Genomic DNA, 14,461 nt, shown 5'->3' on the forward strand with positions numbered 1-14,461 from the left:
CTCATCGTCCCCGGCCGGCCGGCCATGACGGACATCGCTCAACGGTCCACTTTCTCACCCGTTCCCGACGGGGCCCCGCTTTCCGGTCCGGTGTCCGGGGTCGGGTCACTCGGCTGCTCGGGTTCGCCGCCGTCGCCGCTCGACGTGTCGCTTGCCACGGCGCGCTTGCGGTGGCTGTACATCCTGACCCCGGCCAGCACCAGGAGGAGCAGCCCGCCGGCGATGACGAGCAGGACGGTGGGGGTGACCTCGGAGACCTTCACGGTGAAGGTCATCTCCTCGCCGTACGGCGTGCCGTCCTCAGTGAAGAGCCGGGCCGTCACCTGGGCGCGTCCGTTGGCGCTGGTCGCCGTGTCGAACTTCACCGACTGGCTGTGCCCGCCCCCGATCCGGACCGGCAGTTCGGCCATCGTCCCGCCCTCGTTGAACTTCAGACGGATGTTGTCCGACTTCAGCCTCAGGACGAGCCTGTCGACGCCCTGCACCAGCTTGTTCTGCACCGTCACCGGGATCGTCGCGCTGCGGCCGGAGAGAGTGACATCCGACTTGTCGATCAGCTGGACCTCGCCGGTGAGGTTCTTCAGATGCTTGAGCACGTCGTCCCGGTAGGTCTGCGCCTCCTGGGAGCGGCCCCGCCAGGACGTCGACATCGAGCGGTTGACCGCGTTGCCGAAGGGGGTCACCACGCGCTCGGGCAGCGTGAGAATGGTCTCGAAGCTGTCGATGGAGCCCTGGGTGGTCCGGATGTCCTGGAACGCCTGGGTGGGCAGCTCCTGGCTGCGGAGCTTCTTCGGGTACGCGGAGGCCCGCGGCACCTTCGTGGTCGCCAGCGGGTCCGGCTTCGCCTCGGCGGCGGCGACCAGGTCCTGCGGCTGCGTCCAGCGGTCGTCCGAGAGGGCCTCCAGGGCGCGCGCCATCGACTGCGCCTGGGCGGCCGTGGGCATCCGCTGGGGTGCCACGACGATGCTGCGCTCGTTGTCCGGCGCCTGCTCGTTCAGCGCGAGGGTCTGCGCGAGGAAGTTCTGGACCGCGAGGGTCGAGGCGCCCGCCCGGACCATGCTGCGGTCGAACACGGCCGACAGTCGGGAGTCGGCGACGACAGCGGTGGTGCCCCCGCCGATCGGCCGTGCCGCCGTCGGGGTGTACGGCAGGCCGCCGGTCTCCGGGAAGCTGTCGCTGCGGGCGATCACATGATGGGCGCCGGCGGAGGTCGCCACATCCACGATGCCCGGGTCGACCGCGCCGTTCACGGGCCAGGCGAAGTCGGTGGACGGCTTCACGTGGAGGATGGTCTCCACCGTGGTGGCGCCCACCGTGGAGGCGTTCTGCAGGTGGCTGAGCGTGCCGGAGACGTTCTTGCCCCGGTGCGCGATGGAGGCCAGATCGGGGTCGGCGAACGGCAGAGCGATCACCTTGCCGTCCTCGACGACCTTCTGCAGGGCGGTGATCCACTGTCCGGCGACGGCCCGGTTCTTGCCCGGCACGGTCGTGTCACCGGACTTGACCTCGTAACCCCCGGCCATCGCGGCGACGCTCGCCAGCAGGTCCGGGTCGACGACCCAGGTGACGGGGAGCCGGCTGCCGAGGGCGACCATCTGCTGCAGACGTCCGCCCGGCGCCAGCTCCTCGGCCAGCTTGTCGTCCGCGAACACCGGCGTCTGCTGTTCGTCCGAGCGCGTCTCGGCGGTGACGTGCGGGGAGGCGATCAGCGGCCAGAGAAAGGTGAGCTTCGTCCTCTTGTCACTCTTCTCGGGCTGCCAGGGGAGGTATGAGCGCTCGATGCCCAGCACTTGCTCGTAGGGGGTGGCTGCCGTACGGCCGGAGACCGAGACGCCCAGCTGGTAGACGCCAGACGCGTCGAGGTCCAGCTTGTCGACGGGAACGGCGAGCGTGAAGTTCTGGCTGATCCCCCGGGCGAGCTTGGGGATCTTCACCGTGTACTTGTCGTCGATCGGGGCCGGGTCGGCGCCTGGTGTGTAGCCCTTGCGCTTGGCGGCGTCGTCGACCTCTCCCCGGCCGGAGAGCCGGGGGCCCACCCGCAGGTCGACCTCGGCGTCGTCGATCGTCTCCGGGCCCTTGTTGGTGAGCGTCCCGGAAACGGTGAGGGTGTCCCCCTCGACGGGGGCGGCGGGGGAGAGCGTGTCCAGGGACACATCGACCGTGCGGGATCCCGTGGGGGCCTTCACCGGTTCGGCGGCCCCCGCGCTCCCGGTGGCCGGAACGGCCAGGAGTCCGGCCAGCAGCGGTGCCCCGAGGACCACGGAGACCGTGCGCCGCAGCCATCGGCGGGCAGGAGAGGGACGCATCCCCTGGATGTCTGCCGCCTGGGCCACGCGCTTACCCGTCCCTCGTCGTCATCGGAGTCTGTCGATCGTTGTCGGTCCTGCGTCCCCGCATGGTAACGAGGTGCGGAGGGCCGAAGTGCTGGGGTCCGGCTCACATGATCGCGGGAGGCACGCAGGGGCCGGATAAACGATGACGCCGCGACCGGTCCGTGCACGTACCCTTTTCTGTTGTGCCGAACGCCAACGAAGAGAACGCCAGTGCACTGAACCAGGTGCAGCATCGCGCGGTGAGTGAGCTGCTGCGAGTGTCCCCGGTCGCCGACGACCTCGCCCGCCGCTTCCAGGGGGCCGGATTCGGCCTCGCGCTGGTCGGCGGCTCGGTCCGCGACGCGCTGCTCGGCAGGCTGGGGAACGACCTGGACTTCACCACCGACGCCCGCCCCGAGGACGTACTGACCATCGTCCGTCCCTGGGCCGACGCGGTGTGGGAGGTCGGGATCGCCTTCGGCACCGTCGGCGCCCAGAAGGACGGCTACCAGATCGAGGTCACGACCTACCGGTCGGAGGCGTACGACAGGACCTCGCGCAAGCCGGAGGTCTCCTACGGCGACTCCATCGAGGACGACCTCGTGCGCCGGGACTTCACAGTCAACGCGATGGCCGTCGCGCTGCCGGAGAAGGAGTTCGTCGACCCGCACGGCGGCCTGAAGGACCTGGCCGAGCGCGTGCTGCGCACCCCGGGGACGCCTGAGGCGTCCTTCTCGGACGACCCGCTGCGCATGCTGCGTGCCGCCCGGTTCGCGGCGCAGCTGGATTTCGAGGTCGCCCCCGAGGTCGTCACCGCGATGACGGAGATGGCCGGCCGGATCGAGATCGTCTCCGCCGAGCGGGTCCGCGAGGAGCTCAACAAGCTCCTTCTCTCCGCCCACCCCCGCAAGGGCCTGGGCCTCCTCGTCGACACCGGGCTGGCCGACCATGTGCTGCCCGAGCTGCCCGCGCTACGACTGGAGAGTGACGAGCATCACCGTCACAAGGATGTCTACGAGCACTCGCTGACCGTCCTGGAACAGGCCATCGACCTGGAGGAGGACGGCCCCGACCTCGTTCTGCGGCTGGCGGCCCTGCTTCATGACATCGGCAAGCCGAGGACGCGGCGGTTCGAGAAGGACGGCCGGGTCTCCTTCCACCACCACGAGGTGGTGGGCGCCAAGATGACCAAGAAGCGCATGACCGAGCTGAAGTACTCCAACGACCTGGTCAAGGACGTGTCGAAGCTGGTCGAGCTCCACCTGCGCTTCCACGGGTACGGCGACGGGGAGTGGACCGACTCCGCCGTCCGCCGGTACGTGCGCGACGCCGGGCCGCTCCTCGATCGGCTCCACAAGCTGACCCGGTCGGACTGCACGACCCGGAACAAGCGCAAGGCGAACGCCCTCTCCCGGACCTACGACGGGTTGGAGGAGCGGATCGCCCTGCTCCAGGAGCAGGAGGAGCTCGACTCCATCCGCCCGGATCTGGACGGCAACGAGATCATGCAGACGCTGGGGGTGGGCCCCGGGCCGGTGATCGGCAAGGCGTACGCGTTCCTGCTGGAGCTGCGGCTGGAGCACGGCCCGATGGAGCATGACGCGGCGGTGACGGCGCTCAAGGAATGGTGGGCGGAGCAGAGCTGAGTCGGTGTGGGTGACGTTTCACGTGAAACATCACCCACACCGGATGTGCTGAGGGGCGTTGTTTCACGTGAGACAACGCCCCTCAGCACATCCGGGACCGGTTACCCACCGCTGCTCGTGTAGCGCCTGCGGAACATGGCCACCGCGACGGTCGCGTACAGCACGGCCACTCCGGTCACCACGGCGACGGATCTGCCGTCCGGCGGGAGCAGCAGCGCCGCGACCCCCGCCGCGCCCACGAACGCGACGTTGAAGAGCACGTCGTAGAGCGAGAAGACCCGGCCGCGGAAGGAGTCGTCCACCGACGTCTGGACGACCGTGTCCGTCGCGATCTTCGATCCCTGGGTCACGACGCCGAGCACGAAGGCGGCGATCAGCATCGGCGCGGGGGTGAAGGAGAGTCCCAGAGCCGGAACCAGGACGGCCGCGGATCCGGCGCAGGCCGTGATCCATCCGTACCGTCCGAGCCGCCCCACGGCCCAGGGGGTCATCACGGCGGCTACGAAGAAGCCCGCACCGGAGACCCCGACCGCGAGGCCGAGCAGGGCCAGTCCGTCGGAGTCGCCGTCCGACCAGGCGTAGCGGCAGAGCATGAGCACCATCACGGTGAGCGCGCCGTAGCAGAAGCGGAGCACCGTCATCGCGGCCAGCGCCCGGGCCGCGCGGGTCCGCTCCCCCAGGTGGCGGAGTCCGGCGACGAGCCCGCTGGCCGTGACGGTCAGTGCGGCCCGCAGCCGGAGGGGCGTTCCGCCGGGATCGGGCCCCAGCAGCGCGCGCGGCAGACTCAGCGACGCCAGCGCGGAGAGCAGATAGAGCACGGCCCCCAGCAGGACGACCGCCGCGTCCGACTCGTCGGCCACCAGCCGTACGACGAAGGCGAGGCCACCGCCCGCGGTGGCGGCGAGGGTGCCGGCCGTCGGGGAGAGCGAGTTGGCGACGACGAGCCGCTCGTCGTCGACCACCCGCGGCAGCGCGGCGGAGAGCCCTGCCAGCACGAAGCGGTTGACGGCGGTGACGCAGAGGGCCGAGGCGTAGAAGAGCCAGTCCGGTACCGAGGCGAGGATCAGCAGGGCGGTGCAGGAGGCTAGAGAGGCCCGCAGGAGGTTCCCGTACAGGAAGACCTGGCGGCGGGGCCAGCGGTCCAGCAGGACGCCCGCGAAGGGGCCGATCAGCGAGTACGGGAGGAGCAGAACTGCCATGGCCGAGGCGATGGCGGCCGCCGAGGTCTGCTTCTCCGGCGAGAAGACGACGTACGCGGCGAGGGCGACCTGGTAGACGCCGTCGGCGGACTGGGAGAGGAGCCGCACGGTGAGCAGGCGGCGGAAGTTCCGCAGGCGCAGGAGAGTGCGCAGATCACGCGCGACAGACATGGGAGCAAGCGTCACACACGTCGGGGGTCCGCGGGCGGATTGCCCGGGGACCCCCGACGTGCGGCAGGAGGAGGTGAGCGTCGCCGCTCAGTGCTCCGGTGATGCGGTCATGCGTGAGGGCTGGTTCAGCTCTCGGTGTCGCCGTTGATGAACCGCTCGACGTTCTCGCGGGCCTCGTCGTCGAAGTACTGCACCGGCGGGGACTTCATGAAGTAGCTCGAAGCCGAGAGGATCGGGCCACCGATGCCGCGGTCCTTGGCGATCTTCGCCGCGCGGACGGCGTCGATGATGACACCGGCCGAGTTCGGGGAGTCCCACACCTCGAGCTTGTACTCCAGGTTCAGCGGAACGTCACCGAAGGCGCGGCCCTCGAGGCGCACATACGCCCACTTGCGGTCGTCCAGCCAGGCCACGTAGTCGGAGGGGCCGATGTGGACGTTGTCCGCACCGAGCTCGCGGTCACGGATCTGCGAGGTGACGGCCTGCGTCTTCGAGATCTTCTTGGACTCCAGGCGCTCACGTTCGAGCATGTTCTTGAAGTCCATGTTGCCGCCGACGTTCAGCTGCATCGTGCGGTCCAGGACGACGCCCCGGTCCTCGAAGAGCTTCGCCATCACGCGGTGCGTGATGGTGGCGCCCACCTGGGACTTGATGTCGTCGCCGACGATCGGGACACCGGCCTCGGTGAACTTGTCCGCCCACTCCTTGGTGCCGGCGATGAAGACCGGGAGAGCGTTGACGAACGCGACCTTGGCGTCGATGGCGCACTGCGCGTAGAACTTCGCGGCGACCTCGGAACCGACGGGGAGGTAGCAGACGAGAACGTCGACCTGCTTGTCCTTGAGGACCTGGACGACGTCGACCGGGGCGTCCGCGGACTCCTCGATCGTCTCGCGGTAGTACTTGCCCAGACCGTCGTGGGTGTGGCCGCGCTGGACGGTGACGCCCGTGTTCGGCACATCCGCGATCTTGATGGTGTTGTTCTCGCTGGCGCCGATGGCGTCCGCGAGGTCGAGGCCGACCTTCTTCGCGTCGACGTCGAAGGCGGCGACGAACTCGACGTCGCTGACGTGGTAATCGCCGAACTGAACGTGCATCAGGCCGGGCACCTTGCCGGCCGGATCTGCGTCCTTGTAGTACTCGACGCCCTGCACCAGCGAGGCGGCGCAGTTGCCCACGCCTACGATGGCTACGCGAACCGAACCCATTCCGGTTGCTCCCTGTGTAATCGGTGTTTCCGATGAAGTCCCCGCGGAATGCGGTGACTTCACTTGGTGGTGTCGTCGGACGGATCCGGCGGGGTGTCACCCCGGTGCCGGGGCAGGCCGCCCGTCTCTCCTGATGTGTCCTGCTGAGCAGAGCCCTCGGGCGAGGATCGTCTCTGATCCCGTCCCGACCGCTCGCTCTCGATGAGCTCGTTCAGCCAGCGCACTTCGCGCTCCACGGACTCCATGCCGTGTCGCTGCAGCTCAAGTGTGTAGTCGTCGAGTCGTTCACGTGTGCGGGCGAGGGAGGCGCGCATCTTCTCCAGGCGCTCCTCCAGCCTGCTGCGCCTGCCTTCGAGAACCCGCATCCGCACGTCGCGTTCGGTCTGACCGAAGAAGGCGAAGCGTGCCGCGAAGTGCTCGTCCTCCCAGGCGTCCGGACCGGTGTGCGAGAGCAGCTCCTCGAAGTGCTCCTTACCTTCCGCCGTCAGCCGGTAGACGATCTTCGCCCGGCGCCCGGTGAGGGACGAGGCGGGTGTGGTGTCCGCCGGGTCACCGGAGGGCTCCTCGATCAACCAGCCGCTGGCCACCAGCGTCTTGAGGCACGGGTAGAGCGTCCCGTAGCTGAAGGCACGGAAGATGCCGAGCGAGGTGTTGAGGCGTTTGCGCAGCTCGTAGCCGTGCATCGGAGACTCGCGGAGCAGCCCGAGAACGGCGAACTCGAGGATGCCGGAGCGTCGGCTCACGTGCGTCTCCTCCTTCTGCCGCTGGTTCCGCGGGAACCGTCTGCCGGATCCACTGACGTACTTATGCCGCACTGATGTATCGACTCGATACATCAGCACGATAGATCGGTCCGACGGGTTCGACAAGGGTGACCTCAGTGAGCGGCGTCACATCGCCAATTCGTAGGAAGCGACTTGCGTTGTTTGGGGTGAAGTTCGGCCCTAGGGGGGTTTTGACCGTGCGTAGTCTGTGCGGCATGCAGACCACCGGGAACCGTGAGGCGCCGTTGTGCGTCAGTTATCGCGGACTGCCGGATGTGCTGCGGATGAGCCTTCCGCAGGGCTGGTCCGTAATTCGGGGGGACCGGATCTCAACTGCCGCTTCCAGGCGCTCTCGCCTGCCCGAGGAGTAGTCGTTCCATGAGCGAGCACCGTCGCAAATCGTCTCAGCCGCAAGGTGGCGGGCGGGCCGCGGCCAGACGAGCCGCCCAGCAGCCAGCGGGACGCCGAGCAGAGCCGTCACGCAGAGCCACATCCGTGTCACATGCCGAGCCGCACGGCGAGGAGCGCCAGTACAGCAGCCGTGCTGAGGCCCGTCGCGCGGCTCAGCGCGGCGGCGGCCGCCGGCGGGGTGGCGGCGACGCCGGGCCTCCGGGCGAGAAGCGCCTGATCGACTATCCGCGGCGCGGCCGGTACGGATTCCGTCGCTGGCTGCCCTCGTGGAAGCTCGTCTCGGGCCTCTGCGTGGGCTTCCTCGGCATGCTGATGGGCGTGGCGGGCGTCTCGTACGCCCTGGTCGACAAGCCGACCATCCGGGATGCCGCCAGGGCGCAGAACAACGTCTACTACTGGGCCAACGGCAGGCAGATGGTGGCGACCGGCGGGGTGGCCAACCGCCAGGAGATCAGCTACGAGCAGATCCCCGTGGCGATGCGCAACGCCGTGGTCGCGGCAGAGAACAAGAGCTTCTGGACGGACAAGGGCATCGACCCCAAGGGCATCGGCCGTGCGGTGTTCAACATGGCCACGGGCGGTCAGACCCAGGGTGGTTCGACCATCACCCAGCAGTACGTGAAGAACTCGCGGCTCAACCAGGACCAGACGCTCTCGCGGAAGTTCAAAGAGCTCTTCATCACCCTCAAGGTCGCCGGGGAGGAGAAGAAGGAGACGGTCATGGCCGGCTACCTCAACGTCTCCTATTACGGACGTGGCGCCTCCGGTCTGCAGGCCGCGGCCCGTACGTACTACGAGAAGGACGCCACCGACCTGGACCCGAGCGAGTGCGCCTTCCTGGCGACGCTGCTCAAGGGCGCGAGCTACTACGACCCGGCCGGTGCCACCGAGATCGACCCCGAGAACGCGACGCCTGAGAAGAACCGCGAACGCGCCGAGAAGCGCTGGAAGTGGATCCTCGACGAGCAGGTCAAGGACGGCAAGATGTCGGCGGCGGACCGGGAGAAGTACAGGAAGTTCCCCGATCCCAAGCCGCTGAAGAAGAACGCAAAGCTGGGCGGTCAGACCGGCTATCTGGTGGAGCTGGCGCGTAAGTACTTCCTCGCCAACAACACCCAGAACATCACGGCCAAGGACATGGAGCTCGGCGGCTTCGAGATCCACACCACCTTCGACGAGACCAAGGTGAAGCAGCTCGCCAAAGCGGTGGACAAGGTCTACAAGGCCAAGATCCGCCCCGAGGAGCGTCCGGAGACGGACACCCACGTGGAGTTCGGCGGCGCCTCGGTGGACACCAAGACGGGCGCCATCCTCGCCACGTACGGCGGGCAGGACGCCACGAAGCACTTCACCAACAACGCCGACGCCACCGGCGCCCAGGTCGGCTCGACCTGGAAGCCGTTCGTGCTGGCGGCGGCGATGCAGTACGGCGTACGCGACCCGAAGCTCGGGCCGGACCAGGACGGCTCCCAGCGCACCATCGTCTCGCCGGAGAGCATCTACAACGGCGACAACAAGCTCCAGATCAAGGAGTACAACGGCGAGGTCTGGAAGGACAAGGACGACAACGAGTGGCTCCAGACCAACGACGGTGACTACGACCACGGCGAGATCGACCTGCGGCACGCCATGGAGCAGTCGGCCAACTCCCCCTTCGTGCAGCTCGGTATGGACGTCGGGACGGACAAGGTCAAGGAAGCCGCCGTCGCCGCCGGCCTGAAGGACGACGACATGATGGCGGACTCCACCGTTCCGTCGTTCTCCATCGGTACGTCCTCTCCCAGTGCCATCCGGATGGCGGGCGCCTACGCCACCTTCGCCACGAGCGGCCAGCAGAATCCGACGTACTCGGTCACCGAGGTGAAGAGGAAGGGCGAGGTCGTCTTCCAGCACAAGAAGCAGCCCAAGCGCGCCTTCAGCACGCTCATCGCGGACAACGTCACGGACGTGCTGAAGAACGTGGTGGAGAACGGCACGGGCAAGCCCGCGCGGCTCGAGGGGCGTGAGGCGGCGGGGAAGACGGGTACGACGGACGGCAACAAGTCCGCCTGGTTCGTCGGTTACACCCCGCAGCTCTCGACGGCGATCAGCATGTTCCGCCTGGACGACGACGAGACCAACACCAAGCGCAAGTTCGAGGAGATGTTCGGCACCGGCGGCGAGAAGAAGATCCACGGAAACTCGTTCCCGGCGTCCATCTGGCACGACTACATGACCGCGGCGATGAAGGGGGAGAAGGTCCTCTCGTTCCCGGAGCCGCAGCCCATCGGCGAGGAGGTCTGGGGCGGTGGCGCGGCCAGCCCGAGCCCGACCCCGACGCCGAGCCCGACGCCCTCGCCGACGCCTTCCACCGAGGAGCCGGAGCCGCCGACGCCTTCCCCGACGCCCACCACTCCGTCACCCACGCCGAGCAAGACCTGCGATTTCTGGGACCGGGAGTGCCAGAACCCCAACGGCGGTGGAGCGAACGCCGGAGCCGACGGTGGTGTGAACGGCGGAGCGGACGGCGGTGGAACGAATGCCGGGGCCGACGGCGGCGCGGACGGGGGAGCCGACGGCGGCGCCAACACCGGCACTACCGAAGGCACCACCGAAGGGACCACCGAAGGGACCACCGGAGGGAACGGCGGGACCAACGGAGGCGGCAGCCTATGGAGCGGAGCCAACGGCGGATAGCCGCACCGCTCCAGGGCCCGTGAACGGCCCTGGACGCCCGTAGGACGAGGGCCGCCGCACCGGGACGTGGTGCGGTGGCCCTCGTCGCGTTCAGGGGCAGCGGTGCGCCTCTCCGCACCCCGTACGCGCTCGTTCGCCTCCCCGCCCGTATCCCGGGCCGGTCCACGCCCCGGCCACAGTCCCGTACGGCAGGATGTGCGGCATGCCAAGCCCCAGTGCAGAGGACACGAGCGTGCAGCAGCAGGAGCGCCCCGTCGTGCGGCCCACCGATCAGGACGAGGTCGCGGCGGCCGGCAGTGAGCTGTTCGGCGGGCGGGTGGGGCGCTGGGCACGGCTCGGCGACGGTCCGCTGACACCCGTACGGGTCGTCGCCCTGACCATGATCGGGATGTTCGCGCTCGGCATGGTCCAGAAGATCCCCTGCTACGAGTGGGCCTGGTTCCGCGGAGCCACCTCGCAGTACACGCACGCCTGCTACTCCGACATCCCGCACCTCTTCCTGGGACGCGGCTTCGCCGACGGCCTGGTGCCGTACTTCGACCGGCTGAGCGGCGACATGCAGTACCTGGAGTACCCCGTACTGACCGGGGTCTTCATGCAGGTGGCCGCCTGGCTGACCCTCACGCCGGACAGCGACCCCATCCAGCAGCGCGAGCAGATGTACTGGATGGTCAACGCGGGCATGCTGATGATCTGCGCGGTGATCATCGCCGTGTGCACCGTACGCACGCACCGGCGGCGCCCCTGGGACGGCCTGCTGGTCGCGCTGGCCCCCGCGTTCGCCCTCACCGCCACGATCAACTGGGACCTGCTGGCCGTCGCCCTGACGGCCGCGGCGATGCTCATGTGGTCGCGGGGCCGAGTGCTCGCGTTCGGCGTCCTCATCGGCCTCGCCACGGCCGCCAAGCTCTACCCCGTCCTGCTGCTCGGCCCGCTCCTGGTGCTCTGCTGGCGGGCGGGCAGGTGGCGCGAGTACGGCACCGCCCTGCTCGGCGCGGGGGCGGCCTGGCTGGCGGTGAACCTGCCGGTGATGCTCTACGCCCCCGAGGGCTGGCGGAAGTTCTACACCTTCAGCCAGGAGCGGCCCATCGACTTCGGCTCGTTCTGGCTGGTCATCACCCAGCGCACCGGGAAGCCCATCGACGTCGAGACGGTGAACACCGCCTCCGTGATCCTGATGGTCGTGTTCTGCGCGGGCATCGCAGGACTGGCACTCACCGCCGCCCGCCGGCCGCGCTTCGCCCAGCTGGCGTTCCTGGTGGTGGCCGCGTTCATCCTGACGAACAAGGTCTACTCACCGCAGTACGTGCTCTGGCTGATCCCGCTCGCCGTCCTGGCCCGGCCGCGCTGGCGCGACTTCCTCATCTGGCAGGCCTGCGAGGTCATGTACTTCCTGGGGATCTGGTTCTACCTCGCGTACACGAGCGGCGGCGACAAGCATCAAGGGCTGCCGCAGGAGGGGTACCAGCTCGCGATCGCCCTGCATCTGCTGGGCACGCTGTACCTGTGCGCCCTGGTCGTCCGGGACATCCTGCTGCCGGAGAAGGATCCGGTGCGCCGGGACGGATCGGACGACCCGTCGGGCGGCGTGCTCGACGGGGTGCCGGACGCGTTCGTGCCGGCGCCCGATCCCCGGACGCCCGGGCACACGGCCCCGACGGTCACCGGGCCTCAGGTGGAGTGGGGCGCGGCCCGGGAGCGCTGACCCGGGGCGGCTCGCTCAGCGGTCGACGAGCCGGTCAGGCTGCGTGGTCGTGTGGCGCAGATGGGCGACCAGCTCGTCACCGACCCGCGGCTCCTGCGCGTCCGACGGAACGAACAGGATCGACACCTGCATGTGCGGCGGCTCGGCGAACCACCGCTGCTTGCCCGCCCAGACGAACGGTGACAGGTTGCGGTTGACCGTGGCCAGACCGGCACGCGCGACGCCCTTGGCCCGCGGCATCACCCCGTGCAGCGCCTTAGGCGCCTCCAGGCCGACCCCGTGGGACGTACCGCCCGCGACGACGACCAGCCAGCCGTCGGACGCGGCCCTCTGCTGGCGGTAGCCGAACCGGTCGCCCTTGACGACGGGCGTGACGTCCAGGACGGCCCCGCGGTACTCCGTGGCCTCGTGGTCGCCCAGCCAGAGCCGGGTCCCGATGCGGGCGCGGAAGCGGGTCTGCGGGAACTGCTGCTGGAGCCGGGCCAGTTCCTCGGCGCGCAGATGGCTGACGAACATGGTGTGCAGCGGCAGCCGGGCGGCGCGCAGCCGGTCCATCCACCCTATGACCTCCTCGACGGCGTCCGAGCCGTCGGTGCGGTCCAGCGGCAGGTGCAGAGCGAAGCCTTCGAGGCGTACGTCCTCGATCGCCGCGTGCAACAGCCCGAGCTCCTCCTCCTTGACCCCGTGGCGCTTCATCGAGCTCATGCACTCGATGACGACCCGGGCGCCCACCAGGGCGTGCACCCCGTCGACGGAGGATACGGACCGGATGACGCGGTCCGGCAGCGGAACGGGCTCCTCGCCGCGCCGGAACGGGGTCAGGACGAGCAGGTCGCCGCTGAACCAGTCCTTGATCGTGGCGGCCTCGTAGGTGGTGCCGACGGCGAGGGTGTCGGAGCCGAAGCGGATCGTCTCGTCGGCGAGACGCTCGTGGCCGAAGCCGTACCCGTTGCCCTTGCAGACCGGTACGAGGCCGGGAAACTGGTCGATCACGGACTTCTGGTGCGCCCGCCAGCGCGCGGTGTCGACGTAGAGGGAGAGCGCCATGGCCGGCCCGGAACCTTTCTCTGGCTGCGGTGAATCAGGGAACGAACGAGGTGTGCCGAGGGGGTATTGAAGCGCGTCAGCGGCGCGACATGTAGATGTCGAGCGCCTTGTGGAGCAGCTTGTTGAGGGGGAAGTCCCACTCGCCGACGTACTCGACCGCCTCGCCGCCGGTGCCGACCTTGAACTGGATCAGGCCGAAGAGGTGGTCGTTCTCGTCCAGCGAGTCGCTGATGCCGCGCAGGTCGTAGACGGTGGCGCCCATCGCGTAGCTGTCGCGGAGCATCCGCCACTGCATGGCGTTCGAGGGCCGGACCTCGCGCCCGATGTTGTCGGAGGCCCCGTAGGAGTACCAGACGTGCCCGCCGACGACGAGCATCGTGGCGGCGGAGAGGTTCACACCGTTGTGCCGGGCGAAGTAGAGCCGCATCCGGTTCGGGTCCTCGGAGTTCAGGACGGTCCACATGCGCTGGAAGTACGAGAGGGGGCGCGGGCGGAAGTGGTCGCGCACGGCGGTGATCTCGTAGAGCCGCTGCCACTCGGCCAGGTCCTCGTAGCCGCCCTGGACGACCTCGACACCGGCCTTGTCGGCCTTCTTGATGTTGCGGCGCCACAGCTGGTTGAAGCCCTTGAGGACGTCCTCCAGGGAGCGGTTGGCCAGCGGCACCTGGAAGACGTAGCGGGGCTGTACGTCACCGAAACCGGCGCCGCCGTCCTCGCCCTGCTGCCAGCCCATCTTCCGCAGCCGGTCCGCTACCTCGAAGGCGCGCGGCTCGATGTGGGTGGCCTCGACGTCGCGCAGGCGCTTGACGTCCGGGTCCTGGATGCCGGACTTGATGGCCGCCGAGTCCCAGCGCCGGATGACCACCGGCGGGCCCATCTTCACGGAGAAGGCGCCCTGCTGCTTGAGGTGGGCGAGCATCGGCTGGAGCCAGTCGTCCAGGTTGGGCGCGTACCAGTTGATGACCGGGCCCTCGGGCAGGTACGCCAGGTAGCGCTTGATCTTCGGCAGTTGGCGGTACAGGACGAGGCCCGCCCCGACGATCTCGCCGTTCTTGTCGAACCAGCCCAGGTTCTCCGAGCGCCATTCGGTCTTCACGTCAGCCCACGCCGGGACCTGGCAGTGACTGGCCGAGGGCAGGCTCTGGATGTACGCCAGATGCTGCTCTCGGCTGATGGTCCTCAGGGTCAGGCTCATGCGGGGCGCTCCTCGGCAGGTGTGTCCCCATCGGTCAGGGGCTCCGGCTCTCGCGCCGAAGCCTACTGTGACCGAGGGGTACCCGGCCTGGCAGCGTAGGGCCGGATCGCCCGCGGCAGACCGGCGC

The 14,461-nt window shown here is 68.9% G+C and carries 9 protein-coding genes; 3 read left to right on the plus strand and 6 right to left on the minus strand.

Annotated features, from left to right (window positions below; translation table 11 throughout):
• Nucleotides 1-38: 38 nt before the first annotated feature.
• A complete protein-coding gene (locus tag AMK21_RS06985; protein WP_073875197.1) occupies nt 39-2,333 on the minus strand; it encodes a DUF6049 family protein in 2,295 nt (764 codons plus the stop codon).
• Nucleotides 2,334-2,515: 182 nt separating this feature from the next.
• Between AMK21_RS06985 and AMK21_RS06990 the strand changes: the two genes are divergently transcribed.
• Entirely contained in the window at nt 2,516-3,958 is a 1,443-nt protein-coding gene (locus AMK21_RS06990) for a CCA tRNA nucleotidyltransferase (RefSeq protein ID WP_073875199.1), read from the plus strand.
• A gap of 101 nt (nt 3,959-4,059) precedes the next feature.
• On the opposite strand, the gene AMK21_RS06995 is transcribed toward AMK21_RS06990, so the two are convergent.
• The 3 genes from AMK21_RS06995 to AMK21_RS07005 form a co-directional block, all read right to left on the minus strand.
• Nucleotides 4,060-5,328 (minus strand): MFS transporter, encoded by a 1,269-nt coding sequence (locus AMK21_RS06995; protein WP_073875201.1) that lies wholly within the window; start codon nt 5,326-5,328, stop codon nt 4,060-4,062.
• Between the two features lie 125 nt (nt 5,329-5,453).
• Complete coding sequence (locus tag AMK21_RS07000; RefSeq protein ID WP_073875203.1) at nt 5,454-6,536, minus strand: inositol-3-phosphate synthase; 1,083 nt, start codon at nt 6,534-6,536, stop codon at nt 5,454-5,456.
• A gap of 59 nt (nt 6,537-6,595) precedes the next feature.
• A complete protein-coding gene (locus AMK21_RS07005) occupies nt 6,596-7,279 on the minus strand; it encodes a PadR family transcriptional regulator (protein ID WP_073875205.1) in 684 nt (227 codons plus the stop codon).
• Nucleotides 7,280-7,678: 399 nt separating this feature from the next.
• Between AMK21_RS07005 and AMK21_RS07010 the strand changes: the two genes are divergently transcribed.
• Both AMK21_RS07010 and AMK21_RS07015 read left to right on the plus strand, forming a co-directional pair.
• Nucleotides 7,679-10,387, plus strand: a complete 2,709-nt coding sequence (locus AMK21_RS07010) for a transglycosylase domain-containing protein (RefSeq protein WP_234421850.1) — start codon at nt 7,679-7,681, stop codon at nt 10,385-10,387.
• A 202-nt stretch (nt 10,388-10,589) separates the two neighbouring features.
• The gene (locus AMK21_RS07015) at nt 10,590-12,092 is read left to right on the plus strand and encodes a glycosyltransferase family 87 protein (RefSeq protein WP_073875207.1); all 1,503 of its coding nucleotides are present in this window, start codon (nt 10,590-10,592) and stop codon (nt 12,090-12,092) included.
• A gap of 15 nt (nt 12,093-12,107) precedes the next feature.
• Here AMK21_RS07015 and AMK21_RS07020 read toward each other — a convergent pair whose 3' ends face one another.
• Together AMK21_RS07020 and AMK21_RS07025 are read right to left on the minus strand one after the other, a co-directional pair.
• Nucleotides 12,108-13,139, minus strand: coding sequence for an alanine racemase (locus AMK21_RS07020; RefSeq protein WP_073875210.1), 1,032 nt, complete (start codon nt 13,137-13,139; stop codon nt 12,108-12,110).
• A gap of 76 nt (nt 13,140-13,215) precedes the next feature.
• Complete coding sequence (locus AMK21_RS07025) at nt 13,216-14,334, minus strand: lipid II:glycine glycyltransferase FemX (RefSeq protein ID WP_070200758.1); 1,119 nt, start codon at nt 14,332-14,334, stop codon at nt 13,216-13,218.
• Between the last annotated feature and the right edge of the window lie 127 nt (nt 14,335-14,461).

The organism is Streptomyces sp. CB00316 (assembly GCF_001905595.1).
Lineage (GTDB): Bacteria > Actinomycetota > Actinomycetes > Streptomycetales > Streptomycetaceae > Streptomyces.